Source organism: Leisingera sp. ANG-DT (assembly GCF_000813785.1).
Taxonomy (GTDB): Bacteria; Pseudomonadota; Alphaproteobacteria; order Rhodobacterales; family Rhodobacteraceae; genus Leisingera.
This window is the reverse complement of record NZ_JWLE01000023.1, coordinates 80,202-105,538: the sequence shown is the minus strand read 5'-3', so window position 1 is coordinate 105,538 and position 25,337 is coordinate 80,202. Positions and strand designations below refer to the sequence as shown.

The 25,337-nt window shown below is 60.5% G+C and carries 27 protein-coding genes and 1 tRNA gene; 6 read left to right on the top strand and 22 right to left on the bottom strand.

Annotated features, from left to right (window positions below; translation table 11 throughout):
• Positions 1–49: 49 nt before the first annotated feature.
• The 3 genes from RA21_RS17300 to RA21_RS22090 are packed head-to-tail and all read left to right on the top strand — an operon-like array spanning position 50 to position 3,234.
• Positions 50–1,357, top strand: a complete 1,308-nt coding sequence (locus RA21_RS17300) for a hypothetical protein (protein WP_039151205.1) — start codon at positions 50–52, stop codon at positions 1,355–1,357.
• Positions 1,358–1,369: 12 nt separating this feature from the next.
• Positions 1,370–2,494 (top strand): cytochrome-c peroxidase, encoded by a 1,125-nt coding sequence (locus tag RA21_RS17295; RefSeq protein WP_039151203.1) that lies wholly within the window; start codon positions 1,370–1,372, stop codon positions 2,492–2,494.
• Positions 2,494–3,234: an MbnP family protein gene (locus tag RA21_RS22090; RefSeq protein ID WP_019297373.1), complete on the top strand. Its 741-nt coding sequence runs from the start codon at positions 2,494–2,496 to the stop codon at positions 3,232–3,234. The genes RA21_RS17295 and RA21_RS22090 overlap by 1 nt, the downstream gene beginning before the upstream one ends.
• 142 nt (positions 3,235–3,376) lie before the next feature.
• On the opposite strand, the gene RA21_RS17285 is transcribed toward RA21_RS22090, so the two are convergent.
• From RA21_RS17285 to RA21_RS17235, 10 genes are all read right to left on the bottom strand, one after another.
• Positions 3,377–3,466 (bottom strand) — tRNA-Ser (locus tag RA21_RS17285).
• Positions 3,467–3,668: 202 nt separating this feature from the next.
• Entirely contained in the window at positions 3,669–3,953 is a 285-nt protein-coding gene (locus RA21_RS17275; RefSeq protein ID WP_152610583.1) for a DUF6916 family protein, read from the bottom strand.
• An 81-nt stretch (positions 3,954–4,034) separates the two neighbouring features.
• The gene (locus tag RA21_RS17270) at positions 4,035–4,619 is read right to left on the bottom strand and encodes a GNAT family N-acetyltransferase (protein ID WP_039151197.1); all 585 of its coding nucleotides are present in this window, start codon (positions 4,617–4,619) and stop codon (positions 4,035–4,037) included.
• A gap of 38 nt (positions 4,620–4,657) precedes the next feature.
• Positions 4,658–5,197, bottom strand: a complete 540-nt coding sequence (locus tag RA21_RS17265; RefSeq protein ID WP_082008996.1) for a phage tail protein — start codon at positions 5,195–5,197, stop codon at positions 4,658–4,660.
• A gap of 75 nt (positions 5,198–5,272) precedes the next feature.
• Entirely contained in the window at positions 5,273–5,833 is a 561-nt protein-coding gene (locus RA21_RS17260; protein WP_019297378.1) for a phage tail protein, read from the bottom strand.
• Positions 5,834–5,874: 41 nt separating this feature from the next.
• Positions 5,875–6,453 carry a phage tail protein gene (locus RA21_RS22400; RefSeq protein ID WP_082008995.1) on the bottom strand — a complete coding sequence of 193 codons (579 nt, stop codon included), beginning with the start codon at positions 6,451–6,453 and terminating at the stop codon, positions 5,875–5,877.
• A gap of 246 nt (positions 6,454–6,699) precedes the next feature.
• A complete protein-coding gene (locus tag RA21_RS17250) occupies positions 6,700–8,316 on the bottom strand; it encodes a tetratricopeptide repeat protein (RefSeq protein WP_039151194.1) in 1,617 nt (538 codons plus the stop codon).
• Positions 8,317–8,330: 14 nt separating this feature from the next.
• Complete coding sequence (locus RA21_RS17245) at positions 8,331–10,334, bottom strand: carbamoyltransferase C-terminal domain-containing protein (RefSeq protein WP_052257699.1); 2,004 nt, start codon at positions 10,332–10,334, stop codon at positions 8,331–8,333.
• Positions 10,331–11,602 carry a cytochrome P450 gene (locus RA21_RS17240; protein ID WP_039151191.1) on the bottom strand — a complete coding sequence of 424 codons (1,272 nt, stop codon included), beginning with the start codon at positions 11,600–11,602 and terminating at the stop codon, positions 10,331–10,333. Before RA21_RS17240 ends, RA21_RS17245 begins: the two co-directional genes overlap by 4 nt.
• Positions 11,599–12,699, bottom strand: a complete 1,101-nt coding sequence (locus RA21_RS17235; protein ID WP_152610582.1) for a radical SAM protein — start codon at positions 12,697–12,699, stop codon at positions 11,599–11,601. Before RA21_RS17235 ends, RA21_RS17240 begins: the two co-directional genes overlap by 4 nt.
• A gap of 305 nt (positions 12,700–13,004) precedes the next feature.
• On the opposite strand from RA21_RS17235, the gene RA21_RS23455 reads away from it, so the two are divergent.
• Positions 13,005–13,127 carry a hypothetical protein gene (locus RA21_RS23455; protein ID WP_019297385.1) on the top strand — a complete coding sequence of 41 codons (123 nt, stop codon included), beginning with the start codon at positions 13,005–13,007 and terminating at the stop codon, positions 13,125–13,127.
• A 166-nt stretch (positions 13,128–13,293) separates the two neighbouring features.
• On the opposite strand, the gene RA21_RS17230 is transcribed toward RA21_RS23455, so the two are convergent.
• The 7 genes from RA21_RS17230 to RA21_RS17200 form a co-directional block, all read right to left on the bottom strand.
• Entirely contained in the window at positions 13,294–14,214 is a 921-nt protein-coding gene (locus tag RA21_RS17230; RefSeq protein WP_039151186.1) for a nucleoside hydrolase, read from the bottom strand.
• Positions 14,215–14,243: 29 nt separating this feature from the next.
• The gene (pth, locus tag RA21_RS17225) at positions 14,244–14,921 is read right to left on the bottom strand and encodes an aminoacyl-tRNA hydrolase (RefSeq protein ID WP_039151183.1); all 678 of its coding nucleotides are present in this window, start codon (positions 14,919–14,921) and stop codon (positions 14,244–14,246) included.
• Positions 14,922–14,997: 76 nt separating this feature from the next.
• Positions 14,998–16,239 carry an NAD(P)/FAD-dependent oxidoreductase gene (locus RA21_RS17220; protein WP_039151180.1) on the bottom strand — a complete coding sequence of 414 codons (1,242 nt, stop codon included), beginning with the start codon at positions 16,237–16,239 and terminating at the stop codon, positions 14,998–15,000.
• 137 nt (positions 16,240–16,376) lie between these two features.
• Positions 16,377–17,018 carry a 50S ribosomal protein L25/general stress protein Ctc gene (locus RA21_RS17215; protein ID WP_019297389.1) on the bottom strand — a complete coding sequence of 214 codons (642 nt, stop codon included), beginning with the start codon at positions 17,016–17,018 and terminating at the stop codon, positions 16,377–16,379.
• Positions 17,019–17,142: 124 nt separating this feature from the next.
• Positions 17,143–18,309, bottom strand: coding sequence for an alpha-hydroxy acid oxidase (locus RA21_RS17210; RefSeq protein WP_039151176.1), 1,167 nt, complete (start codon positions 18,307–18,309; stop codon positions 17,143–17,145).
• A 140-nt stretch (positions 18,310–18,449) separates the two neighbouring features.
• The gene (gene trpA / locus RA21_RS17205) at positions 18,450–19,241 is read right to left on the bottom strand and encodes a tryptophan synthase subunit alpha (protein ID WP_039151173.1); all 792 of its coding nucleotides are present in this window, start codon (positions 19,239–19,241) and stop codon (positions 18,450–18,452) included.
• Between the two features lie 82 nt (positions 19,242–19,323).
• Positions 19,324–19,821, bottom strand: a complete 498-nt coding sequence (locus tag RA21_RS17200) for an acyloxyacyl hydrolase (RefSeq protein ID WP_029204933.1) — start codon at positions 19,819–19,821, stop codon at positions 19,324–19,326.
• Positions 19,822–20,043: 222 nt separating this feature from the next.
• Here RA21_RS17200 and ychF point away from each other — a divergent pair, with 222 nt between their 5' ends.
• Together ychF and RA21_RS17190 are read left to right on the top strand one after the other, a co-directional pair.
• Positions 20,044–21,141: a redox-regulated ATPase YchF gene (gene ychF, locus RA21_RS17195; protein ID WP_039151171.1), complete on the top strand. Its 1,098-nt coding sequence runs from the start codon at positions 20,044–20,046 to the stop codon at positions 21,139–21,141.
• A 150-nt stretch (positions 21,142–21,291) separates the two neighbouring features.
• Entirely contained in the window at positions 21,292–21,669 is a 378-nt protein-coding gene (locus RA21_RS17190; protein ID WP_019297394.1) for a DUF2237 family protein, read from the top strand.
• Here the strand turns inward: RA21_RS17190 and RA21_RS17185 are convergent.
• The 5 genes from RA21_RS17185 to ihfB form a co-directional block, all read right to left on the bottom strand.
• Positions 21,648–21,947: a hypothetical protein gene (locus RA21_RS17185; RefSeq protein ID WP_152610581.1), complete on the bottom strand. Its 300-nt coding sequence runs from the start codon at positions 21,945–21,947 to the stop codon at positions 21,648–21,650. The two genes, RA21_RS17190 and RA21_RS17185, sit on opposite strands and share 22 nt — an antisense overlap.
• Positions 21,948–22,164: 217 nt before the next feature.
• Positions 22,165–23,424: a tryptophan synthase subunit beta gene (gene trpB / locus RA21_RS17180; protein WP_019297395.1), complete on the bottom strand. Its 1,260-nt coding sequence runs from the start codon at positions 23,422–23,424 to the stop codon at positions 22,165–22,167.
• 490 nt (positions 23,425–23,914) lie between these two features.
• Positions 23,915–24,568, bottom strand: coding sequence for a phosphoribosylanthranilate isomerase (locus RA21_RS17175; RefSeq protein WP_019298086.1), 654 nt, complete (start codon positions 24,566–24,568; stop codon positions 23,915–23,917).
• 7 nt (positions 24,569–24,575) lie between these two features.
• A complete protein-coding gene (locus RA21_RS17170; RefSeq protein ID WP_039151167.1) occupies positions 24,576–24,926 on the bottom strand; it encodes a lipopolysaccharide assembly protein LapA domain-containing protein in 351 nt (116 codons plus the stop codon).
• Positions 24,926–25,237: an integration host factor subunit beta gene (gene ihfB / locus RA21_RS17165; protein ID WP_272946442.1), complete on the bottom strand. Its 312-nt coding sequence runs from the start codon at positions 25,235–25,237 to the stop codon at positions 24,926–24,928. Before ihfB ends, RA21_RS17170 begins: the two co-directional genes overlap by 1 nt.
• Positions 25,238–25,337 lie beyond the last annotated feature (100 nt).

The window sequence follows — 25,337 nt, the reverse complement described above, 5'->3', positions numbered from 1 at the left end:
TGAGGCTGGCTCGAGCAGGGTCATTTTCTCGGGAGGGGACGTAGCTGCCATGAAGGTTAATAACGAGTTCAAGGGCCTGTTGCCCGCATTGTTTACTGCTGCACTCATTTCAATGCTGCCGGCTCAACCTGGCGCCCAAGTGCGCGAGGAAAGCCACGGAGTTGTTCTCCTGCGAGGGCTGCCAACGCTGGAAACGGCTCACAGCATCGCCATCGTCGAGCTGGATCCAGAGCAGGAAAATTTCGGTGAAATCCTGAGCGAAGTCACGCAACCGGACATGACGCATCCGCTGCATCACCTGTATTACAGCCCAGCCGGGCGGCTGTATGCAACCGGTTTGGACCCGGTCTGCAGCCTGGCGGAGATCGGCCTGGAGCGGGACGCAACCGGAGCGCCGCAGGTCACCGGTTTCGAATGCCTCGACACCCAAGGCCAGATGGTGGGCGAAGACATCATGTGGCATTCCTCCAATGGCACGGAGTACATGTTTGTCACCTTCATGGGCGGCACCGGCGGCGATGACGGCGGAACGCTGGGCGTGTTCGACCCGCAGACAAACGCGGTTGTGAAAGTCATCGAAGCGCGGCCAAGCGAAGTCGGCGCGGACAAGCCCTACATCATGTATCCACATGGCATCTCCGCCTATCAGGACCGGATGATCATCACTTCCACGGTGCACCCCGACCTGGCCACGGGTGTGGGAAATGCGCTGACCGTGATTGATCTCAACACGCTGGAGCCCATCCAGAACATTGTCGTGGAAAACGAAAAGCCGCTGGGTTTCCCGTCGTCACCTGTGGAAGTCCTATTTGCCCGGCCGTCCATGAACGAAAACATCAAACCGGCCGTGCTGGTGAATACGATGTTCGGATTCGAAACCTGGAAAGTGCCTTATGACGAAGCCTCCAAGACATTCGGAGATCCCGAGGTGCTTTATAGCGGTGCCGCAAACAATACCGCTGTGCCGCTGGAGTTCTATGGCACCGATACCGAACTGTTCATCAGCCATGCCCTGCCCGGCGTGGTGAAGCGCTACGATCTCGCCAAGCTGCCCGACCTGGTGTCTTCCGGGCCGGATATTCAGGCAGCGCCCGGCGCGCACCACATGATCTTCTTCACATCCAAGTCCGGCCGTGACCTGATCGCGGTCCAGAACAACCTGCTGAACCTTGGCAACGCAGCTGATAATGACCCGACAGATGTGGATTTCATCGCCGCGCTGAACGCCCACACGATCACCGTGCATGATCTCGCCACCGGCGAGCAGCTGGGATCAGTGAACTTCAGGGAAAAGTACAGCAAGGGCGTAGACAACCTGGAAGGGCTGTTCGGGTCCGGGTTTGTGCATCACCACTGAGGAAGCAGCAGGATGGCTCGCCAGCGCTGGATCGCAACCGCCGCTGCGGTGGTGGCCATCGGTACGGGAGCGTCCTACGTCATCAGGGCGCTGCCACCCGATCCGACGCCGGTTGCGGATTTTTCCGCCCCTTTTGTATTCGGGCGCTTCTCTGTCCCGCAGGACAATCCCCTGACCGAAGAGGCGTTCGCCCTCGGGCGGAGGCTGTTTTACGATCCCGCCCTATCCGGCGGCAATGACCGGTCCTGCGCGACCTGCCATATCCAGCGGCTGGCTTTCACCGACGGCCTGCCAACTGCTGCCGGGCTGAATGGGGAAAGCCTGGAATTCAGCAGTATGAGTCTGGTGAATCTTCTGTGGGGGCAGGAGCGGTTTTTCTGGGACGGCCGGGCCCTGTCCCTTGAGCAGCAGGCCCTGCTCCCGATCGAGAACCCCCAGGAAATGGCACAGGATCTGGAAGAGCTGGTCCGCGAACTGAAAGGGTCCCGGCAGTACCGGCGCATGTTCCGGCAGGCCTATGGCGAAGTGTCATCCGAGAATATCGCGCGGGCGCTGGCCACGTTCATGCGCATGCTCATCTCTGCTGGTTCCAAGTATGACCGTTTCCTGCGCGGCGAGGCGGTGCTGACCGAGCAGGAGGAACTGGGCCGCAAGCTCTTCATGGCCCACCCGGACACCAAGGTCTCTTTGCGCGGCGGCAACTGCATTGATTGCCACAGCCAGTTTCTGACCTCAGGCTTCCGGGATGGGCTGGACGGGTTTTCCAACAACGGGCTGGACAAGGACGAGGATTTGCCCGCCGGCCTCATGGCTGTAACAGACAACCCGGCACACAAAGGCTTCTTCAAAGTGCCAACGCTGCGCAACATCGCCGTCACGGCCCCTTACATGCATGACGGGCGCCTGCAGACGCTGGAAGACGTGATGGACCACTACAACGGCGGAGTGGTGGTCAGCCCCACTCTGAGCCCGCTCATACTTGAAGCTGACAACGCCGCCTCACCTCCCGGTTCCTTTGTTGGATTACGTCTGACGGACAGCGAGAAAGCCGCAATCATCGCATTTCTGCACACCCTGACGGATGAAGCATTCCTGTCGGATGCCCGATTTTCCAATCCTCTTGAAGGAGAGTTGTGATGTCCGGAATGAAGCCGATCCACATCAATGTCTTGCTGGCCTTCCTGCTGGCGCTTACCGTTTGGCACGCGTTCCGGAAAACGGATCCGCCCGCCAGCCAGCTGCGCCTCGTCTTCCAGGCAGAGGCCAATGGGCAGAAGCTGGTTTTTGACCAGTTCCATTACAAGAACCCAAACGGTCCCGGGCAGTTCAGGGTACAGAATTTTCGTTTCTACATCAGCAATATCAAGCTGTCGGGCGAAGATGGTACCTATTTGGAGCCGGACAGCTACCATCTGGTCCGGTTCGGTGCTGGAAATGAGAGTTTTGCAGTAGAACTGAACAACATACCGCTGAGGTCCTATTCCGGCCTCTCCTTTTCAATCGGCATAGACGAGCAGGCGAACGCTTCCATCGAGCCGCGCGGCGATCTGGACCCGAACAGCCAAATGGCCTGGAACTGGGAAGTGGGCTACAAGTTTGTCGTGTTCGAAGGCAGCCTGATTTTGGATGATGCCATCCTGCCCCTGGTCTATCACCTGGGCTTTGATGAGAACCGGCGCGACTTACAGTTCTCTTTGCCCGCCGAAGAACAATTGAGCAGCACGAGCGCAAAAAACTTCAAAGTTGACGTCATGGAACTGTTCAGCGGCGCATCTGCATTCAACATGGCACAAACCCAGTCAGTGAAATTTGACCGTCAGGACGCCCGGAGGCTGGCGGAAAACTACGCCGGGATGATCTCAATCGCAGGTAACTGATTGCACAGGGGCGAATGCGCTCGTTTTCCAAAACGCAACAGCCGCGACCAACAGATCCACTCTCCGGCACATCTGCGAAGGCCACGCAGGCAGCCGGGCTGCAGCTGCACGCAATCTGAGACGATCAATTACCAATGTATGATGGCGGAGACGATGGGATTCGAACCCACGAGACGGTTTCCCGCCTACTCCCTTAGCAGGGGAGCGCCTTCGACCACTCGGCCACGTCTCCGCTGACCCGTATATGTGCCGCAACCCAGAGAAACAAGGCGTTTTTTCAATTTTCTTCCAGCCCCTGAAAAATATGGAATTTCAGGCCGCTTCCCGGATTTTTGGCAGGGCTGCACGCGATTCGCGTGCAAAATCCCTGCAGTCGCATGCCCTGTTTGATGGCAAGTTCCCGCGAGTGAACTCACCCGCCGCAAGCCAAACCTTCAATTGAACACGACCTGAAGGTTTGGCTTGCCGTTGCCGCCCATCACCTTTGAGATAAAGACAGAATGGGAGCCGATTTTTTCATGGGAAAGCGCCAGCGTTTCGTGGTCGCCAACAAAGTCTTCCGGGCATTCAAACAGCAGCGAGAACTGCGCTCTGAATTCGGCGGGTGTTTCCGGCCCCATGTCAATCGAAGTGAGTTTGGCCTCAAGATGTCCGATATTAAAGGCCTCGCCAACCAGACCTGCAAAATCATTGTGTTCCAATTCCTTGATCGCTTTCATGATAACCTCCATGGGTGGTGCTTTCGCGCATCGGCCTGAAGCCAATGCAATGGATGCCAGGCAATTCCGGCTTGGCCGCGGTCAAACTAGTCCTGACCTGGCTGTGAGGGGCTGCAGCCGCCGAATGGTTACATCTGGCGGCACGAAACAGCCGCTGGCCAACTGCTCATAGTCGGGGTGGAACCAGCGCATCAGAACATGGCGGTGGTTGGAGCTCTGCGCTTCAAATCCGAGCCTGTAGTAGAAGCGGTAGGCTGCGGCGTTCAGACTATGCACATGCAGTGTGACCGGCAGATGCTTTCTAGCGGCGGCGGCACATACACCATGCATGACAATGGAGCCAATGCTGCGCCCGCGGTATTGCGGCAGCAGAGCGATGTCCAAAATCCGGAATTCGCTGTCCCGTTCGTCCAGGTACAGCCGGCCGATCGTCGTGCCGCAAAGCAGGATGATTCCGTATTTCGCAACGGAATAGCTGTTGAAGTAAACGTCGTGGTGGGCGTCGTACTGCTGCGCAAGCACCTTGTGGTAGCTTTCTTCATCTCCTGCATTGAGAAGCGGAGCAAACTCCCAATGCCGCTCAGCCGCATGCACCTGCTGGAGAAACGCTTCATCTCCTGCCCGGGCGGACCTGATTTTCACATCTAAGGGATTCACTGCGGTCATCAGAATTCCTTTTGCTTCTCAGGATGGTGGGGCAAAAGCTAGGATCTTGAAGGGTATGCACCCCTAAGCGAAATCTCGTAGCTCATGCACATGAACGGATCCATGATAGAAAAAGGGGTGCTTTGCCCTGAACTGACAGTCCGGCTACCGCTGTTGCCGAGAGTAACCTCGCTGCCATCCGGGGCAGCATAGCCGCGGCCAGCCACATCCCCCACCTTGGGAATGGACAGTACAGTGCCGGGCCCCGGGTTTTCGCTTCCGTCATCCTCGGCTACTGCAAAAAACACGTTGCCGTGCGTGTGCGGAGGAAGATTGCCCGTGGTCAGCTTCTGATTTTCGGATCCTGCCATTTGGCCCAGCGGATAAGTCCCATTTGTGTTGCGGTGAACCGCCACACGGCCGCGCATTTCCGGAAGGCCAAAAGTAGAAACCCCGTTTCCGCCAAACCTGCTTCCGACAAGCGAAAAGAGGGCATTATACTGGGCGATCGCAAGAATCTGGCCGTCGCAAAAAGCCCAGTCCCTGACAGCATAGGTCAAAGGGAATATTGAAATCTGCGACATAAATGGTTCTGACATTTCCTGCCTCCACTCGTTTGAAACACCCGCTCAGGGCGGTGGCTGGGTTGGATAGGTGGGTGAGACACCGGGTGGCTAGCTGCGCGGCGGATAGGCCCCGAAAAGGGCCATTTCATACATGACAACCTGGTAGGGAGAGATTGTTTGAATGGCGGCACTGTTCCCACTCGGCGCTGTTGCCGGAGAGCCCAGCGAAGACAGGTCCGTCAGGTTTGACGCTTCGGCGTACCAATCGGCAATGATTGAAGCTCCGGAGTAGGTGCCCTCGGGTATCGCGGTTACCGACCCTGAAGACGGTGTCAGGCTGGTGCCTGGTTCCGGCTTCGCTTTTTGAGAAATCGGATGCGCATGGGCAGGCATCTCCCACGAAGTGAGGCTTCTGTCCCGGAGACTGTTGAAGGACCCGATCTGGCGCGGGGTCAAACCCGGACCCGATCCCGAATGCAGGACTGTGCGCCCTTTCAGATTGGGCACCCCCATGGAATTGATGCCATCGCCGCCATAGATATCGCCGATCAGTGAATACAGCGCTTGGTTCTGAGAGATTGCCAAGAGTTGTCCCTGGCATTGCACCCAGTCTCTGATGGTGAATCCAAGCCCGAATGCGGAAATTTGGGAGATAAAGGGCTCAGCCATAATGTACTCCTTGAAACAAGGTTGGATTGACAAGGGAAATTCTAGGCCCGGGCCGGAAAGATCCCTTCAATGGCAATTTCGTAACTCACCGCCAGATACGGGCTGCGGACGGAGAAAGGAGTGCCCGAACCAATGCTTCCGGTCTCAGGCAGCCCGCTGCTCACAGCCGCGCTGACATAGCTTTGATCGGAGAATGAACTGCCCACCGCGGTGGTCCCACTGCGTGTCACCGAAGGCTTGGCCATGACCAGGCCGCTCGCCGGACCGCTGGTACCTGCCGTATCTGCCACCGTGAGAATGGTGCCTGGGTGGTTGTGCTGCGGCATGGTGGCTGCGTTGAGTGTTACGGTCTCTGCACCTCCGGTTGAGCCGCGGTCCTCGCCAGGATTTCCAAGGCCGCAGGCCATGCGCCCCTTAAGGTTGGGCAGTCCGAATGTCGTGCGGGCATCACCGCCGTAGCGGGCTCCGAGCAATGCAAAGAGTGCTGTATTCTGAGCGATAGGAATGTCTTGACCGTCGCAATATGCCCAGTCCCTTACCGCAAAATCCAAGCCCCACAACGATATCTGGGAAAGAAAAGGTTGTCCCATTGTGTCCTCGCCAAAAGTTACCGGAAACATTTTCCGCTCGGAGCGGTAGAAAGCTGGCAGTCCCCACGAAGTGCCACGCCTGAATGACAACTCCTTTTTGTTGCATGAAGTCGCCTTAAACAACCTGTGATATATTTATCTTTATAATCAACACTCAAAGATTGAACGCACCACAGCGCAGACGGCAGCAGGGAACAGCCCGCCGCACCTGCCGCAGCGGGCGGTGAACAGGTACAAAGCTGAGCCAACCGGCCAGGTCAGCCCAGAGGGGATCACTCAGCCCCTCTCCCGGAATCTCCGGTGCCCATCATAAAATGCAGGCAGCCGGTTCTTCAGAAGCTCTACCGTATGCATCAGGTATGATCTGCCCCATCTTTGCACGAAGGCCTCCCTGCCCTCGCCGGCGCGAGGGCAAGGCATTGGCCGGAAACCAAAGCGGATTTCACCGTCCTGCCAATACGCCTCGGCCCAGACGCAGGATGCCCCGCTGGCGTACTGGGCGCGTGCATAAAGAGTTTGCAGGGCGACAGGCCCGAACTCACTGTCAAAGAAACGTTTCGGATCGGTCGGCCAAATACCATCGGGCGCACAGCATAAGATGGCATTCCGTTTCAGGCACATGGCGATTTCGCGAAAGCTTCGTCCGGGGTTCAAACGAACGGAGATATCATTTTGGCCTTCAGCAGAGCGGTGCCGGCGAAGGTCACTAATGACACCCACACTGTCTAAGCGGTCTTCCAGAAACGGCGGCAGGGCCCGGATAGGCCCCAAGTGGGATCCGGCCACAAGACAGCCCTTTCCGCGGGACCGCTGCTGCGCAAGCAGGGCGAAGTCCGGCTGTGCGCATAGAGCGTTCAGCTGCTTCATCACCTCCGCACGATTGCCGCGGTGCGGGCCCAGGTACCGTGCCAGCGCAGCTGTGGCCTCCCGGTTCCACAATGCCCTGGCTGCCCACGCCGTAAAACTGCCGCAGGGCTGGCCGCATAGGTGCCAGAATTCCAGGTTTTCCGGTTTGGCCGCTGTTTCCGGCGCTGGCGGCTCCAGCCGCTTCAGCAGGCCGCAGATATCACCATTCGACGTGTCGGCTATGGCAGCATGCGAAATTTCCAACCCGAGGGTATCTTCAATTTCGCCAGCCAGGCTTGCTTGAATAAAGAACGCATTGAATGCACGCGTGTCGCCTGCGTTGTTTTCATAGAGCTCCCTGAAAAAGGAAAACGGGAAACTGGCTCCAAGGTCCGCTGGCGGCAGTTTGCACAGGCGCACGGCAATGCGGATCTTGTCATCGTCGTCCTTGACGTGCCCGTCACAGAGCGCCCGCAGCGCAGGGAAATCCTTCAAGGTAATATACAGGTCCGCCAGCCGCCGCACTGCGTTCTGCCGCTGCGGTGTCTCCAAGCCGTCATCGAGAAGCCCGCGCAGAATAGCCTCGGCATCACCGTAAGCCCGCCTGCTGATCAGAATGCCGGCGTGGACAAGAGAAACCCTGGCGTCCGTACCACCCGCCTGATGGAAACCAGCTACAACTGCCATCGCGCGCTCGGCAGCATCCCCTTTCACATAAAGACGGGCCAGCGCTGCAGCCGCCCCCGCGTGAACCGGATTCAACGCAAGCACCTGACGGCAGCATGCTTCGCTTTGCCCGGATTGCCCCAGCTTGTTGTGGCAGCGTGCCCTTATCCACCACCCATCCAGGTTCCTTGGAAGCAGTTTGCCCGCCGCCTCGGCAGCATCAAGCGCTTCCTCAATCCGACCGAGCTGCTCAAGCGCGCGCGCTTTTCCCAGATAGGCTCTTCCCGGCGTTCCGGTTTTCTCCGCCCAGCTCTCGTAAAGCGACAGGGCGCCCTGGTAGTTCCCGGATTGCATCAAACTGCGTGCGTGCTGCTCATTCATGCCGCGGCCCTCTGTCAAACCGGGCCGGGGCCAAAACCGGCTGCCCGGTCTGCACTGGCTCTCTGGTCTGAGTGCCAGTCCGACGTGAAATCGAGCGCCAGTGTTCTGTCCAGTCTTTTCCCGAGCAGGAAAGCTCGCCGCCTGAGGCGTTCAACGCGTTGCTGGTCTTGCAGGTCCACCCCGTCAATCAGACTGACCGAAGAGAGCACGATCAGGTCTTTCCTGGATATTCCAAAAGGGTTCAACAGCTTTCCTGAGGTTGTCTTTTCCGCCTTCGAACGCACGAGCGCACCGGCACCGGCGCGCGGCAGCGGTCCGGTCGCAGAATAATTTGAGTGGTCCTGCAGCCGGATTCGGCAGCCATCGGAATAGATAACCGGCAGACCTTTGCGCAGGGCAAAGTTCATCGCTTCGGCAAGGCTGTCGATGATCGGTTCGTCCTTGTCATTCAAAGAGGTATTGCAAAGCATCGGGATGCCGGTTCGCTCTTTGAAAGCCGTCAGAAAAGCATGCAGCTCGGCATTCTGCTTCCGTGAGACCGTCTGCACGCGAGCGCTTGCGTCCAGATGCCGGATGGCCGGCACGAGATGCGCCTTACCGGCGCGGATCTGGAAGGTCCGCAGCATGTATGGCGAGCAGGCCGCATTCTCGAAAAAGTCGCCAGCGTCCTCTTCCAGCACAATCGGCGCAACAGGGCGCCACCACTGTCGCTGTTTGATGCGGTTCAGGACACCCAACGCCTTTTCCGACCGCGGGTCTGCCAGCAGGCTGCGGTTGCCAAGAGCCCTCGGACCGATTTCCGCCGGGCCGCTTATCCGGACAACCGGCCCCTGCAGAATATCATCCACAAATCTTTCAGGGCCAGCCGGCCTGCTGGATCTGATGAACGGAGAAAATTGAGCCTTGGCTCCGCAGCCGGCGGCCGGGACAGGCCCGCGCCCGTAAAAGGCATGTCCAAGGGAGAAGCTGAAGCCTGGATCATTCTCGAAGAACTGGTGCAGCCCGATCCCCAGCGACAAGCCGGAATCGTTGACCGGCGGCGATTGCAAGACGCCGCGAAACCCGAAACTCCGGGTCAGGAAGGCAGTTGCAGGGCAGTTCAGAGCAAATCCGCCCGACACCGACAACACCGTTTCCCTGGGGTCAATCTGGAAGCGGTCGACAGCCCGGGCCACGTTCCGGTGCATAATCAGGTTCGAAACTTCCTGGACAAGCTTTGCTGCCATGCTGATCCTGTTCTCTTCAAAGGAAAAGCGCGGATCAAGGCAAGTGAAGCCCGTTCCTTCATCCTTAGGCTCAAGAGCATCTATTCTGCCTGCCAATTCCTTGAGCCAGCGTCCGGCGGCGGCCGTTTCAGCGGCATCGCGTATCTCGATGAGCTGCCCGGCCTCTATGTTCGCCCGTGCTGTCGCGGCATTGGCCAGGGCCATCAGGGAGCCTTCAGCCATGCGGTAGTGGCTTTTCAAAAAGGCCCACAGCACTGCCGGCGACGAAACCGGAAAGAACTCTGGCTGCCCTTGGTCACAGAAGGCCGCAGCGTAGTAGGGTTTCCGGCGGGCTTCGCGTTCAAACAGCAGATCCGGTGCTCCATCCACTGCCATGGCAAGCACCTTTTGGCTCTGGAAAACGCTTGTGTCGCTCAGCATACCGGAAAAAAGATGCGCGATGCTGTGGTAGGGGTAGCCCTGCGCTTCGGGGCTGATACGCAGGCCGCCTATTTTTTCCAAACCCGGAGTGCCCCAAATCTCGATAAGATCTGCGCTGCTCATCCCCAGCTCGGCCAGTTGCGCATCAATGAATGCGATTGCGTCCCGCCTGCTGGCGAAGGAGAGGCTGTGGTGCTTGATGCCGGAAATCCGTTCAAATTCCCAGTAGCGGATCAGCTCGACCGTCCGCCTGCTCTTTTTCCACAGCGCCATGCTCTGGTCGTGCCGCAAGTAAATGTCATGAGCCGCCGAAACAGGGTCGATTGCGGAGTAAATAGAAAGGTAGTGCCCGTCGGCCAAAGCGTGTTTCATTTTACTCCTGAAATTTTTGCCTGCAGCGGGCGGTCGGGATAAATGCAGGTTCCGGCTTCCAGCCCGACTTCCGCAGCTGACGCAGGTTCAACTTCGATCGTGCATCGCCTCAGCAAGGTTTCACTTGCTGCAATCAGCTCCCGCCATGCCAGCGACATGCCAGGGCACCGGTATTCTCCCCCTGAAAACGGCTGAAAGGCCCCTTTGGGAATATTTGCCAGGTTCGCCCGGCTGAAACGCGTTATGTCGAACTTGTTCGGCTCGGCCCAAAGACCGGAGCGCCGGTGCATGGCGTAATAGGAGACCAGAATGAGGGACTTGGGCGGGATCGTTGTCCCTTCCACCGAAACCGGAACCAGGTTCTCCCGCATGGTTTCGGCTGCTGGCGTCCAGAGCCGCATCGCTTCGCTGAACAATGCGATCAGTTCGGGCCGGATACTTCCCTCGCGTTCCAGCTTGTCCCGCAGCTCTGCCTGATATGCGGGCATTTGCCCCAGCACCCACAGGCCCCAGCCAAGGGTCAGGCCAGTTGTCACATGCCCCGACGCTGCCAGCACCGCCGCATTCGCCCGTACCTCCGGCTGGCTTAACCCGGGAGAGCCGCTGTAGCCTGCAGCGCAGGCGATCTTAGACATTGGGTTTTCATCATCAACGGACAGATAGCGGCCCGTATCAACGTAGGTATCTACCAGCTCCCGGACAACGGATGCCGCCTCCACGAAATCCTGTTTCGGAAGCCGTGCAATCTTTTCAATGGCTTCGCGCACACTTGGCGCTGCCCCCTCATACTCGCCATTGCCGAGAAAGATACTCCAGGCCACATCCAGGGCCAGCCGGCTGGATTCCTTGTGCAGATCAACGACACGCGTGCCTGTCCAGCGGTGCGCAGCATCAGCCGCCGCAAGCCGCGCCGCTTCCGCGGCCCTGCGCAGATTTGCGCCTTCGAAAAGAGGGGCGAGTGCCTTTCGCTGGCGCAGGTTCGTCTCTCCAATCGTCCCGCTGATACCCGGGCCGAACGCCTTATACCCGACCCTGTACTGCGGGGTTGCTTTGGGAAACTGCTTGCTGTCCCGCCTTAGAATGCGATCTGCAGTGCCGGGATCCGAAATAAGAAAAATGTTCCGCCTGCCGGCCGGCACTGGAACAACTCCCTGCGACAACAATTCCCTGGGCCGGGTGTGCGGGCGAAAACGAATGGCGTCCGCAGCAGAGGTCCAGCGGATTTCGGCCAATGGCGGCAAGGACAGTGCCGGAACCTGCAAGCTCATGCGACTGCCTTTGCGGCGCCTGCGTCAGCCGGAGAATAGAGGAAAATCCGGCCAAGCGTTTCAAGCGAATCCAGCCAGCCTTCAAAGGCTTCCGGGCTGGCTGCATCCCTGGGCTTCGGGATGAACTGGGAGGACCAGCCTCCAGAGTACATGCGGCAGGTTCTGCAATCGACATCCGGCGTGCCGCACTTCACAGGGTTGGGTCTGAGGGAGACATCAAAATACCGCATGGGTTCGCGAATGCGGGATTGGCAGTCCATTGCAATGCCCGTTTCCGGATCAAGTTCGTAACGCGCACCCGGCTGGCAAATGTAGTCATTATACGATTTTGAGTAGATTACAGTCTCCGGGAAATCTTCAATCGCCTGATTCATTGCGCGCCGAAGCCGCTCCAGCGCAGCATCATTCAGTTTCGGAGATGAAAGCGGCGAGCTGACCCGGAAAAAATCACTGTCGTTCGGCGCTGAGATAGACAGCTTTCGGTTGAATTCATGGGTTGGAGAAAAAATATTGAATGTCAACGGGAGGCCGTGATCCTTGCACAGTTCAGCGACACGCGGGATCTGATCTACTGTCCAGTTGGACACAGTGAGCAGTATGATAGCACGCGGGTCGCCCGCATAATTCCTGAGGGCTTTCCGAAAAACACTCCCCCCACGCAGCTGCTTGTCGGATTCGTCGTCGCCAGCCCAAACCGAAACACCAATGCGGTATTGCACACTTGGGTCTATCCTGATCGTGCCGTTGGTTCCGATGTTTCCATAAGGGAAGTGCTCAGCCGCTGCCATGAGCCGGTCCGGCGCCATAGCAGGCTCGGCCCCGACAAAATAGGCCATACTGACACCGCGTGCTGCTTCATCGGCGAAGAACTTCTTCCAGTCGTCAATACGATCTCTGGCAGGGATCGACGCAGTCTTCCCGCCTTCGAAATAGTAGCAGCCTTCACACTTCAGATTGCACTTGGTGGTGACTTCATAAAATGCGGGCGACTTGAAGGCCCGGACGACTTTTCTGGCACGAGAGTACTTTTCCCGCAGGTGCGGGTGCTCTGCCTGAATCTGCCGGCATGCTGCCAGCACCGACAACCTATCAACCAAACCTTCGCCTCACAATCTGAACATGTATCTTAGAAAAGCTAAAATCAGCTGGCGCAAGCAAAAATCAAAGATGTCTGCCAGCAAATCCAAACTAGCGCACATGAAGAATGCCATAGCACTCCGATATCACAATCGGATTCTGAAATAATACTCGTCAAAGCTGAAAAAACGTGACGCAACTGCAGCGAAAGGCCATCGCCTCGACACTGATGATGTGACCGCGCCGCTGGCGCAACGGCCTGCCAAGGCGAGTCAGCAACGGTCCGCAGAGCAGAGCAAGCATGGCAGGTTTATCACCGTTGCGCATGATCCAGCGGGTTCAGGCGCTGGAGATCTTTGCTCAGCTGCCATCCAGCGCGACCGCCATGGAAGCCTGCCGCGGTACCCATTCCCGGGCACGCAAGGCGGGCAAGCCGCACAGCACCTGACAATGCGTTTCGGCCAATGAAAAGCGAAGGGATGCAGGGCGCGGCGATGCAGACCGGCTGCGCGAGATCTTGCCCCGGCAGCGAACGCAGACGGCTAATGCTCAGCGCGGTCAGCTAACCGGGTGCGGCTGCCCGGAAAACAACCGGGCCGCCCGGCCACCCCCCCTTATGGCAGCAGGGCCAAGCGCTTGAGAAACAAGGCTTTCACCGCGTCCGCTTCAACCGTCATGCAGACCTTAACCGGGTCGCGGGTGCTGTCTGGCGCAGCGACCGTGGCGCCGGAAGTCTCGCCCTCGCAGGACACCTCAAGCGCCACATCGCGCATCCCGAACAGCTCCGGGTTGGTGCAGGCAATCACTGCCGCCGGATCATGCAGCGAGCAGCCGTTAAGGCCCGCAACCTCCCGGTAGAACTTGATATAGAAATGCGACATCTCCTGCAGCATGCCGCCCAGCTCCGGCGATTTAGCGGCGATGGCCTCGAAATCCTCCGGCCGGCACAGGATGCGGTGGGTAACGTCCAGACCCACAAACACCACCTTTGAACCGCCCTGGCAGACCACATCCGCTGCGTGCGGGTCGTGATAGATATTGGCCTCAGCATGGGGTGTGATGTTGCCGCCTTCCTCCAAAGAGCCGCCCATCACCACGATGGCCTTCACGTTTGCAATGAAATCTGCATCACGCTGCATCGCCAAGGCGATATTGGTCAGCGGGCCGATCGGGCAAACCACCAGCTCGCCCTTGTGCTCGCGTGCCATGCGGCAAAGGAAGTCCGCAGCGTCCTCCTCCATCGGTTTGCCCTTGGGCTCAGCTGCCGGGATGTCGCCAAAACCTTCGTCACCATGCACATAGGCCGAGGGTTTGAACGGCGGCAGCACCAGCGGAGTGGTGGCACCAGCCGCCACCGGCACGTCCAGATCCGCGGCTTCCAGCAGGCGCAGCGCGTTGCGGGTGGCCGTTGCGGTGGTCACATTGCCGAAGATCGTGGTCAGGCCCAACAGGTCGATGTCCGGGGCCGCGGCGGCATAGAAGATCGCCATTGCATCGTCGATGCCCGGATCGGTGTCGATAATCAGTTTCACCATCTGTCTGTCTCTTCGCTTTTGACCTGAGCTTACTTGAACTTGTCCATCAGTTTTTCCAGCGGCGAACGGGTATCCGGCACCGGGTCTTCCTTGGCGGGCTGTTTCGCCTCAGCCTTGGGCTTGCTGGTGGAACTGCGCGGCGGAGCAACGCGCAGCGCAACCGCGTTCATGAACTTGCCGCCATCGCCGCGCGCCAGTTCAGCCGCGCCGTCGGAAATACCGCGCATCAGGTCATCCAGCCAGCCCTCATCCGCCTTGGGGAAGTCGCGCAGCACATAGCCCGCCACCGCGTCCTTGTGGCCCGGATGGCCGATCCCCAGCCGCACCCGCGCGTAGTCCGCCCCGATGTGCGAATGGATCGACCGCAGCCCGTTGTGGCCGGCATGGCCGCCACCCTGCTTCATGCGTGCCTTGCCCGGCGCCAAGTCCAGCTCGTCATGCAGCACCACCACATCGGCCGGAGTCAGCTTGTAGAACCGCATCGCCTCCCCCACCGACTGGCCGGAGAGGTTCATGAAGGTCTGCGGCTTCAGCAGCAGCACCTTTTCGCCGCCCAAATTGCCCTCGCAGATCAGCGCCTGGAATTTTGACTTCCAGGGGGAAAACCCGTGATCACCGGCAATCCGGTCCAGCGCCATGAAGCCGATATTATGGCGGTTGCGCTCATATTTCGGGCCGGGATTGCCAAGGCCGACAAAGAGTTTCATGGGGTCTGCCCGATCTGCGTTTCAAGGAAACCGAGTGATGCCCTATTTGGGCTGCGGAATCCAGAGCCGCGCGGCGTCAGGCGAACCTGCGGTTTGCCGAAAAAGGTGCAAGATCCACATTCGGCTGGCGGCCTTCCGCCAGATCCGCGATCAGCCGCCCGGTAATGCCGCCCAGGGTCAGCCCGATGTGCTGGTGGCCAAAGGCGTAGAGCACCCGGTCCGATTGCGGGCTGCGGCCAATGACCGGCAGCGAATCCGGCATCGTCGGGCGGTAGCCCAGCCACTCGCTGCTGGGTGCGGGCAGCTGCCCCAGCATCTCCGCGCCCTTGCGGGCAATATAGGCCAGACGGCGCATGTTCATGGGCGCATCCAGCGCCGCGATCTCCACCGTTCCGGTCAGCCGAAGGCCTTTTGCATGGGGAACAGCGTAAAACCCGGCCTCGCCCCAGCCCACGGGCCGCGTCACCCTATGCGCCTCACCTTCATACATCACGTGGTAGCCGCGCTCGGTGCCCAGGGGCAGACGCTCCGCCCCTGCCCCCGCGATCCGCTTGGAAAACGCGCCGCTGGCTATCACTGCATGGCCCGCGGTGAGACTCTGGCCGCCGGCCTGCACTTCCACACCCGTATCCGAAGCCCTGACCGCCTCTGCCTCCGCGCGCAGGGTGGTGCCGCCCAATTCGGTATAGGCCCGGTGCATCCGGGTGATGAATTCCAGCGGATCACGCAAACTGCGGGCTGCATGGAAATGCACCGCGCGCCTGATGGGCAGCTGCAGCCCCGGCTCCATCTCCAGCGCCTCTTCCGGGTCCACCTCCCGCCACGGAACCCCCAAGGCGCGGCGGCGCTCCAGCCCGTCGCTTGCGGCCTTGGCGGCTTTCTCCGTCGACCACACAGACAGCTGGCCGCGCTCCACCACCAGATCCTGCGCACCTGCGGCCTCGATCAGCGGATTGATCCCGGCATCCGCGTGCGACAGCAAATCAGCCAGATGGCCCGCGATCCGCTGCGACGGGCCGGGGCGGCAATTGGCAAGGAAGGACAGCATCCAGCCCGGATTGCGCAGCGCATGGGCGTAGGACAGCGACAGCGGGCTGTCCTTGGAAAACATCAGGCCGGGCAGCGAGATCAGCACCGAGGGGTCATTGACCGGCAGGCAGGCATAGGTCGCCAGCGTGCAGGCATTGCCGTAACTGGTGCCCGATCCCGGATCCTCCGGGTCGATCAGCAGCACCCTATGGCCGCGCATTTGTGCCCACAGCGCGCAGCTCACCCCCACGGCCCCAGCGCCTGCAATGGCAATATCGTAATCCGCCATGCCCGTTCCTCCCAATCCTCAGGCGGAAATGGGACAGCGGTGCGGGCAAAAGTCAATCACCGGCAAACGGCCTGCCGCACAAAAAAACGGGCCCCCGGATGGGAGCCCGTGAAACCGTTGCCCGATGGGCGCCGGTCTTATTCTTCAGCAGCTGCTTCCACTGCTTCGCCTTCTTCGCCTTCACCTTCTTCATCGTCGGAAGAGGACAGGCCGCCGGGCGACGCGATGTTTGCAATCACGAAGTCGCGGTCGATGGTCGGCTTGGCGCCGGACGGCAGCTCGATCGACGAGATGGTGACAACGTCGCCGATGTTCAGGCCGGCCATGTCGACAACCAGCTTCTCGGGGATATCGCCAGCGGTCACAACCAGCTCAACCTCGGGGCGGGTCACGTTGAGCATGCCGCCCTTCTTGATGCCGGGGGCCTGGTCTTCGTTGATGAACTCAACCGGGATGAACAGGTTGATCTTCGAGGTGCGGCGCAGGCGCATCAGGTCGAGGTGGGTCGGCAGGTCCTTCACCACATCGCGCTGAACGTCGCGGCAGATCACGCGCACGTCGTCATGGCCTTCCACTTTCAGGTTCCACAGGGTGGACTTGAACTGGCCGGCTTTCAGCTTTTTCAGCAGTTCGTTGAACGGGATCTGGATCGCGACCGGATCCACGTCGCCGCCATAAACCACACCCGGAACCATGCCTGCGCGGCGCGCAGCGCGAGCGGCGCCCTTGCCCGTCCCCGCACGTTCCTGGGCTACGAGATCAGGAATCTCTTTTGCCATCTTAATTCTCCATATGTCTAACCGGGGTGCCTCCAAGGCTGTCACCCCGCGTGAAGCCGTGCCTATAGACCGGAATGTGCAGCATGGGAAGGGGCAAAGGCCCCTGCCCGGCCGCCTGAGCGCACTATTCCTGCCAGCGGCCGCCGAAATCCTCCGGGATCAGCAGATTGTGGCGCCCCAGCCCCTCGACAGAGCGTTCGCCGCAGAGCGCCATGGTGGTGTCCAGCTCCTTGCGAATCACCTCCAGCGCCGCGGTGACGCCCTTCTGCCCCATCGCCCCCAGGCCATAGACAAAGGCGCGCCCGATCATGGTGCCCTTGGCCCCCAGCGCCAGCGCTTTCAGCACGTCCTGGCCGGAGCGGATGCCGCTGTCCAGATGCACCTCAACATCGCTGCCCACCGCATCCATGATTTCCGGCAGCATCCGGATCGAACTCAGCGCCCCGTCCAGCTGCCGTCCGCCGTGGTTCGACACCACGATGGCATCAGCGCCCAGTTTGGCGGCCATCCTGGCGTCCTCGGCGTCCAGGATCCCCTTCAGGATCACCTTGCCGCCCCACATCTCCATCAGCTTTTCGACCTTGCCCCAGTCCAGCGCCGGGTCGAACTGCTCCGCCGTCCAGGCGCCCAGCTGCGAGGTGTCGGAGACCCCCTGCACATGGCCCACGATATTGCCGAAATTGCGCCGCTTGGCGCCCAGCATCTGCAGGCCCCAGGTCCATTTGGTCATCAGGTTGGCAATGGTGGCGGGAGTCAGCTTGGGCGGCGCGGACAACCCGTTCTTCAGATCCTTGTGTCGCTGGCCCAGGATCTGCAGATCCAGCGTGATCACCAGGGCAGAGCACTTGGCATCCTTGGCGCGCTGAATCAGGCGGCGGATATAGTCCTCGTCCTTCATCGTATAGAGCTGGAACCAGAACGGCTTGGAGGTCGCCTCCGCCACCTCCTCGATCGAGTTGATCGACATGGTCGACAGGGTGAATGGCACGCCGAATTCCTCCGCCGCGCGGGCTGCCTTGATCTCGCCATCGGCATGCTGCATGCCCGTCAGCCCCACCGGTGCCAGCGCCACCGGCATCGCCACGTCCTGGCCAATCATTTGGGCCGCGGTCGTGCGCCCGGTCATATCCACCGCCACCCGCTGGCGCAGGCGGATCTGTTCGAAGTCCGAAGTGTTCTCGCGGAAGGTCTGTTCCGTCCAGCTGCCGCTTTCGGCGTAGTCATAGAACATCCGCGGCACACGGCGTTCATAGATGCGCTTCAGGTCGTTGATATTGGTGATCACCGGCACTGGATTCTCTCCCGATCTCATTTGGTAAAATTTCTTTACCAATTCAAGCCAGCAAAAGCAACGCCCGGTTTGCCGCACCCCTGAAACGCAAAAAACCGCGCCCGAAGGCGCGGTTTTCCAAACCTGTTGGTGTCCGTGTGTCAGCCCTTGTGGGCGCCATCCGCCAGTGACTTCACAAATGCCAGCACCTCTGCCGGGGATTTGCCCGCGCCGATCTGGCTGACGATGGCACTGCCCACAACCGCACCGTCCGAAATAGACGCGATGTTCTGCGCCTTCTCCGGCGTGTTGATGCCAAAACCCACGATGACCGGCAGATCGGTGGCCGCCTTGATGCGGGCAACCTCAGGGCCAACATCGCCGGCCTCAGCCTCAGCAGCACCGGTGATGCCGGTGATCGAGACGTAATAGACAAAGCCGGAGGTGTTCTGCAGCACCTTGGGCAGGCGCGCGTCGTCGGTGGTTGGGGTCGCCAGACGGATGAAGTTCAGCCCCGCCTTCTGCGCCGGGATGCACAGCTCGTCATCCTCTTCCGGCGGCAGGTCGACCACGATCAGCCCGTCGATGCCCGCGGCCTTGGCGTCTTCCAGGAACTTCTCCACGCCGCGGCTGTAGATCGGGTTGTAATAGCCCATCAGCACGATCGGGGTGGTGTCGTCGCCCTTGCGGAAATCGGCAGCCAGCTGCAGCGTCTTTTCCAGCGTCATGCCGCCGTCCAGCGCGCGCTGACCAGCCAGCTGGATGGTCGGGCCGTCAGCCATCGGATCGGTGAACGGCAGGCCCAGCTCGATGATGTCCACGCCTGCGTCCGGCAACCCCTTCACCACCTCCAAAGAGGTCTCGTAGTCGGGGTCGCCCGCCATCACATAGGTGACAAAGGCTTTCTTGCCGGCGGCGTTCAGTTCGGCGAATTTGGCATCGATACGGGTCATGGGCGGGCCTTTTGAAATCTGTCCGCCCCGGTGTGCCGAATGTTGCGCGGGAAATCAATCCCGCGCAGTTTTGCAGCCCGGCTCAGCCGCCGAGCGGAATGTGCCAGCGCAGAGTCAGCGAGTTCACGCCCGGGTTCTCATCCGCGGTGGAGGCGTTGGACTTGTGGCTGATCGCCAGCGACACCGCCTTGCCGTTCTGGAACCGCTTGCCCACCGCCAGCAGGCTGCGGATCTCGAAAGCGGAGCCGAGATCGTTCTCCGGAGAGCTTTCGTGATAGGCGCCAGGCATCACGCTGGTTTCGATGAACCAGTCGTTGTTCAGATCAATCACGCCGCTGATGCCGACACCTGCAAAAATGTCGCCCGCATCCTGCACCTCCAGCGCGGCACCGAACCGCGCCGACAGACGGCCGCGCTCATGGAACGGCGCATGCAGGTAATCCAGCGTAAATACCGCCCCGTCGTCCGCAGTCTCGCGGTGGTAATCGGAATACCCCAGCCCCAGCGCGACTTCCTGCGCCGCAGCGGGCAGTGCCATGGCCGCTGAAACCGCGGCCGCCAGCAACGTTGTCTTTTTCATTTCCAGCCCCTCGGAAAAATTACGGCTTTTGGCCAAGCCTTTTTCAACCTTGTTCTAAAACTCTCTAAATCTTTGCCAAGGGCGTTATGAAAAATCAGTGTGCATACTGTCTGTGAAGCGGAACACAGATCGCAACTGTGGCAGTTCTGCCAGCCAGACTTGGCTTGCACGGGACCCCAATGCTGCCTAGAAGCAGCTCCCAAGTGGTATCAGGAGGCCGGAATGGGCTTTAAAATGGGAATCGTCGGCCTGCCCAACGTGGGTAAATCGACACTGTTCAACGCGCTGACCAAGACCGCCTCTGCACAGGCGGCCAACTTTCCGTTTTGCACCATCGAACCCAATGTGGGTGAGGTCGGCGTGCCGGACGCGCGGCTGGACAAGCTGGCGGCGATTGCCGGCTCCAAGCAGATCATCCCGACCCGGATGACCTTTGTGGACATCGCAGGCCTGGTCAAAGGCGCCTCCAAGGGTGAGGGCCTGGGCAACCAGTTCCTCGCCAACATCCGCGAAACCGACGCCATCGCCCATGTGCTGCGCTGCTTTGAAGACGGCGATGTGACCCATGTGGAGGGCCGCGTCGATCCGGTCACGGACGCCGAGGTGATCGAGACCGAGCTGATGCTGGCGGATCTCGAAAGCATCGAAAAACGCCGCGCCAACCTGGTGCGCAAGCTGAAGGGCAACGACAAGGAGGCCCAGCAGCAGGACCGCCTGCTGGCCGCCGCGCAGGCGATGCTGGAAGACGGCAAGCCTGCCCGCCTGGTCGAGGTCGATGCCGAGGACGCCAAGGCCTGGAAGATGCTGCAGCTGCTGACCACCAAGCCGGTCCTGTACGTGTGCAACGTCGGCGAGTCGGAATCGGTCGAAGGCAACGAACATTCCGCCAAGGTCGCGGAAATGGCCGCGGCGCAGGCCAACAGCCATGTGATCATCTCTGCCCAGATCGAGGAAGAGATCAGCCAGCTGGAAGCCGAAGAAGCCCAAATGTTCCTGGAGGAAATGGGCCTGGAAGAAGCCGGCCTCGACCGTCTGATCCGCGCGGGCTACGAACTTCTGCACCTGGAAACCTACTTTACCGTCGGCCCCAAGGAAGCACGCGCCTGGACCATCCGCACCGGCACCGCAGCGCCGCAGGCGGCGGGTGTTATCCACGGCGATTTCGAGAAGGGCTTCATCCGGGCCGAAACCATCGCCTATGACGATTTCATCGCCTGCAATGGTGAACAGGGCGCCAAGGAAGCCGGTAAGATGCGGGCCGAAGGCAAAAGCTATGTCGTCAAGGACGGCGACGTGCTGCACTTCCTGTTCAACACCTGATCCGGCGTTCAGGTAAGCTATTCAGCCGCCCGTCAGCCCCGCTGACGGGCGGCTTGCGTTTGACAGACCTGCTCTGGCACGGGAAATACCGGGACGGGCGGTGGATTTGCCCTATCATTACACTGAACCATATCCGGGACGGGGCACCCCATGGACAAAGACGACAGCATCAACGTATTGGGCGGCCCGCTTGCGCTCTGCTCCAATGGCCCGGTGACCGGGTTCTTCCGCGACGGCCATTGCAACACCTGCGCCGAAGACCAGGGAAGCCACACCGTCTGCGTGGTGACCACGGCAGAGTTCCTCGCGTTCTCAAAATACGTTGGTAACGACCTGTCGACACCGCGCCCCGAGTTCAGCTTTACGGGCCTGCAGCCCGGCGACCGCTGGTGCCTCTGCGCCGCGCGCTTCCTGCAGGCCGCCGATGAGGGCTGCGCGCCCAAGGTCATCCTGGAGGCCACTCATGTGCGCGCGCTCGACATTGTGCCGCTGAGCGTGCTGCAAAGCTACGCCGCCGATCCGGCCTGATCTCCACTGCCTGACGCAGACAGAATTTCCAGCGCCTCCTCATCGCTCTGATGCCAGATGTCCTGCGCCATCAGGGCGCCGGTGGAAAGGTCATAGACCGCCGCCAGCACCAGGCCGCCCGTTCGGGCAGTAACCAGCAAATCCTGCCCGTCCTGTTCAAACGCAACGCTGTCATAGCCCTGCCCGACCAGCTCTGCCCGCAGCTGCTCCGTCAATGCGCCTGCCTGGCCGGAGGGCGGATCAAAGGCTGATCTGAGGCAGGGCAGTTGCAAGGTCATGACGGCACCGGACTTTTGGCTGGTGCCGGACAAAGGCCATGCGTCGGCGGCCAGCGCCATCACCCGCAGGTTTAAAAGACGCTGAAAACGCGCTTATACCATTGGTTTATACGGCTGCAGAGGGCCGCCGCGACCGGATACATTGCCCGCAATAAAAACGGCACCCCAAGGCGAGGTGCCGTTTCATACTGGACATCCGGTGCCGGTCAGGCGCCGGTCACTCCTCGAAGGTGCGCCCTTCTTCGGTGTCGGACATGTCAAAGCCCAGGTGCTTGGCGACGGTGAACACGTCCTTGTCGCCGCGGCCGCACATGTTCATCACGATGATGTGGTCCTTCGGCAGGTCCGGCGCGATCTTCATCACATGGGCCAGCGCGTGGCTGGGCTCCAGCGCCGGAATGATGCCCTCGGTACGGCAGCTGACCTGGAACGCCTCCAGCGCTTCCTTGTCGGTGATCGAGACATACTGGGCGCGGCCCGTGTCGTGCAGCCAGGAATGCTCCGGCCCGATGCCGGGATAGTCGAGACCCGCGGAGATCGAGAAGCCCTCCTGGATCTGGCCATCCTCATCCTGCAGCAGGTAGGTGCGGTTGCCGTGCAGCACACCGGGGCGCCCGCCAGTGAGGGACGCGCAGTGCTGCATCCGGTCGTCGACACCCTTGCCGCCTGCCTCGACGCCAATGATATTGACGGAAGCATCATCAAGGAACGGGTAGAACAGACCGATGGCGTTGGAGCCGCCGCCGATCGCGGCAATCACGGTGTCCGGCAGGCGGCCTTCGCCTTCCTGCTCAGCCAACTGCCAGCGGACTTCCTTGCCTATGACCGACTGGAAATCTCGCACCATCGCCGGATAGGGGTGCGGGCCGGCCGCTGTGCCGATGCAATAGAATGTGTCGCGCACGTTGGTTACCCAGTCGCGCAGCGCGTCGTTCATTGCATCCTTCAGGGTGCCGCGGCCCGACGTCACCGGGATCACCTCAGCCCCCAGCAGGCGCATGCGGAACACGTTGGGCGCCTGCCGCTTCACGTCGTGCGCGCCCATGTAGACGATGCACTTGAGCCCGAACTTGGCGCAGACGGTGGCAGTCGCCACGCCGTGCTGCCCGGCGCCGGTTTCAGCGATGATGCGGGTCTTGCCCATGCGGCGTGCCAGCAGGATCTGGCCCAGCACGTTGTTCACCTTATGCGCGCCGGTGTGATTGAGCTCGTCGCGCTTCATATAGATCTTGGCGCCGCCCAGTTCCGCCGTCAGGCGCTCCGCAAAATAGAGCGGGCTGGGTCGGCCGACATAGTGTTTCCACAGGTCTTCCATCTCGGCCCAGAAGGAAGGGTCGTCCTTGGCTTTGTTGTATTCTTCCTCAAGGCTCAGGATCAGCGGCATCAGGGTTTCGGAGACGAAACGCCCGCCAAAGATGCCAAAACGGCCCTGTTCATCCGGACCGTTCATGAAGCTGTTGAAAAGATCGTCGGCCATGGTTCTTCCCTCACTTTCGCAGCGCCCGCCATGACTATAGCGCGCCAGCGCCTTGGTAAAGGGAGATTGCGCAAGCGGCTGCATCCGGCCAAGGCGCCTGCCCTGCCGGTGTGCTGCTGGTTTCTGCTGTGATCTGCCTGTCAAAAGGCCGGAAGTTTAAGTTTGGCGGCGCCGCCAAGGGGCGGAGGCGGGACGGGAGTTTCCTCCCGCACGCGAAACGTCGTCTGTGCGTGCCCCTGCCAAAGGGCCCTGTTCCAAAGTGCCGGGAGTGTCAGGCCCGGCGGTGACCGCGATCAGGAAAGATCGTGGCATATGGGACTTAAGATCGCGTGTGACCAGCGTACGCCGGGGGCGCAACACCCTGGGCGCTGCGGTTGCGCTGTGAGTATTTACAAAAAGATGAAGGCGCAGGCCCAGTGTTTTCATCTTTCTCCAAATACTCAAATCCCTCTCTTTGCGGCATATCCTGAAACCCGCGGCGGGGAGGCCGTCAGCCGCGGGCGGCGTGGGCCGCCTTTGTAAAGGCCTCGATCAGACCTGCATCCTTTTCGCCCGGCGCGCTTTCGACACCCGAGGAGACATCAACTTGCCGGGCTCCGGTCATGCGGATGGCCTCCGCCACGTTTTCCGGCGTTAGCCCGCCAGCCAGCATCCAGGGTTTCTGCCAGTATTTGCGCCCTGCCAGCAGCCGCCAGTCAAAGGCGAGGCCGTTGCCGCCGGGCAGCTCGGCCTCCTTGGGCGGCTTGGCGTCGATCAACAGCTGGTCGGCCACTTGTTCATAAAGCGCGATCTGGGGAATGTCGGCGGCATCCGCAATGCCCACCGCCTTCATAACCGGCAGCCCGTAGCGGGCGCGCACCTCTGCCACCCGTTCCGGGGTTTCACGCCCATGGAGCTGCAGCATGTCGAGCGGCACCGCACCGGTGATGGCATCCAGTTCATCATCAGAGGCATTCACCGTCAGTGCAACCTTGCACAGACCAATAGGCGCCTCGATCGCCAGCGCGGCGGCCTGGGCGATGGAAACATTGCGCGGCGATTTCGGGAAGAACACGAAACCCGCATAGGCCGCACCGGCAGCGGCAACGGCAGCCACATCCTGCGGGACGCTGAGCCCGCAGATCTTGACCCGGATATTGCTCATGGCTGGCTCAGTTTGCGTCTTCGAGAAGCGCCAGGACCTCGTCCTTGCCTTGGTTCTTCTGCTTCTTGAGCCGGGTCACTTCGCGGTTCAGCTTGCGCGCCTCGCGGGCCTTCTGCGCGGCCTCGCTGCGGTGCTTGTGCTCGCGGATCCATTCCCACAGGAAGCCGATCACCAGCCCGGCGCCGACCCCGCCCAGCACCACCACGAACAGCGGCAGCGCAATGCTGTAGTTAAAGCCGAACAGCTCCGCCAGCGCAGCGGGCATCAGTTTCAGCTCAACCACCGTGCTGTTGGCCAGACAGACGGACACCAGCACGATGGCCAGGGCCCCAAGAACCGCGTAGCGAATGTAACGCATCAGGCTTTCCCGTTCAGGCGGTCCCTCAAGAGTTTACCCGTCTTGAAGAACGGCACATGTTTCTCTTCGACTTCGACCGTCTCGCCGGTGCGCGGGTTGCGGCCGGTGCGTGCGTCCCGCTTCTTGACCGAAAAGGCCCCGAAGCCGCGCAGCTCGACCCGGTCGCCGCGGGCCATGGCATCGGTCACTTCCTCGAACACCGTGTTCACGATCCTCTCTACATCCCGCTGATACAGGTGCGGGTTTTCGTCTGCAATCTTCTGAATCAACTCAGAGCGGATCATGTTCTTTTTCCTCCCAGGTGCCGGTATGTTTTGGCTATTATTCTGAGAGTATAGGAAAAATTCGCGCGCGGGGGAACAAAATGCCGCAGGTTTGACGGCCAAATCAGCGGCACTTTACCCCCTTTTC

Coding starts and splice junctions, on each gene's coding strand:
- RA21_RS17240 (WP_039151191.1), bottom strand. CDS start 11,602: ATGAGCTTGCAGGTTCCGGCACTGTCCTTGCCGCCATTGGCCGAAATC.
- RA21_RS17220 (WP_039151180.1), bottom strand. CDS start 16,239: ATGGCGGATTACGATATTGCCATTGCAGGCGCTGGGGCCGTGGGGGTG.
- RA21_RS17230 (WP_039151186.1), bottom strand. CDS start 14,214: ATGGTGAAACTGATTATCGACACCGATCCGGGCATCGACGATGCAATG.
- trpB (WP_019297395.1), bottom strand. CDS start 23,424: ATGGCCGACGATCTTTTCAACAGCTTCATGAACGGTCCGGATGAACAG.
- RA21_RS17175 (WP_019298086.1), bottom strand. CDS start 24,568: ATGAGCAATATCCGGGTCAAGATCTGCGGGCTCAGCGTCCCGCAGGAT.
- RA21_RS17260 (WP_019297378.1), bottom strand. CDS start 5,833: ATGGCTGAGCCCTTTATCTCCCAAATTTCCGCATTCGGGCTTGGATTC.
- RA21_RS17275 (WP_152610583.1), bottom strand. CDS start 3,953: ATGAAAGCGATCAAGGAATTGGAACACAATGATTTTGCAGGTCTGGTT.
- RA21_RS17270 (WP_039151197.1), bottom strand. CDS start 4,619: ATGACCGCAGTGAATCCCTTAGATGTGAAAATCAGGTCCGCCCGGGCA.
- RA21_RS17245 (WP_052257699.1), bottom strand. CDS start 10,334: ATGAAACACGCTTTGGCCGACGGGCACTACCTTTCTATTTACTCCGCA.
- RA21_RS22090 (WP_019297373.1), top strand. CDS start 2,494: ATGTCCGGAATGAAGCCGATCCACATCAATGTCTTGCTGGCCTTCCTG.
- RA21_RS17185 (WP_152610581.1), bottom strand. CDS start 21,947: ATGACCTTGCAACTGCCCTGCCTCAGATCAGCCTTTGATCCGCCCTCC.
- RA21_RS17250 (WP_039151194.1), bottom strand. CDS start 8,316: ATGAATGAGCAGCACGCACGCAGTTTGATGCAATCCGGGAACTACCAG.
- RA21_RS17190 (WP_019297394.1), top strand. CDS start 21,292: ATGGACAAAGACGACAGCATCAACGTATTGGGCGGCCCGCTTGCGCTC.
- RA21_RS17215 (WP_019297389.1), bottom strand. CDS start 17,018: ATGGCAAAAGAGATTCCTGATCTCGTAGCCCAGGAACGTGCGGGGACG.
- RA21_RS17170 (WP_039151167.1), bottom strand. CDS start 24,926: ATGCGTTACATTCGCTACGCGGTTCTTGGGGCCCTGGCCATCGTGCTG.
- RA21_RS23455 (WP_019297385.1), top strand. CDS start 13,005: ATGATCCAGCGGGTTCAGGCGCTGGAGATCTTTGCTCAGCTGCCATCC.
- RA21_RS17300 (WP_039151205.1), top strand. CDS start 50: ATGAAGGTTAATAACGAGTTCAAGGGCCTGTTGCCCGCATTGTTTACT.
- ychF (WP_039151171.1), top strand. CDS start 20,044: ATGGGCTTTAAAATGGGAATCGTCGGCCTGCCCAACGTGGGTAAATCG.
- RA21_RS17200 (WP_029204933.1), bottom strand. CDS start 19,821: ATGAAAAAGACAACGTTGCTGGCGGCCGCGGTTTCAGCGGCCATGGCA.
- RA21_RS17295 (WP_039151203.1), top strand. CDS start 1,370: ATGGCTCGCCAGCGCTGGATCGCAACCGCCGCTGCGGTGGTGGCCATC.
- RA21_RS17265 (WP_082008996.1), bottom strand. CDS start 5,197: ATGTCAGAACCATTTATGTCGCAGATTTCAATATTCCCTTTGACCTAT.
- pth (WP_039151183.1), bottom strand. CDS start 14,921: ATGAAACTCTTTGTCGGCCTTGGCAATCCCGGCCCGAAATATGAGCGC.
- trpA (WP_039151173.1), bottom strand. CDS start 19,241: ATGACCCGTATCGATGCCAAATTCGCCGAACTGAACGCCGCCGGCAAG.
- RA21_RS22400 (WP_082008995.1), bottom strand. CDS start 6,453: ATGTTTCCGGTAACTTTTGGCGAGGACACAATGGGACAACCTTTTCTT.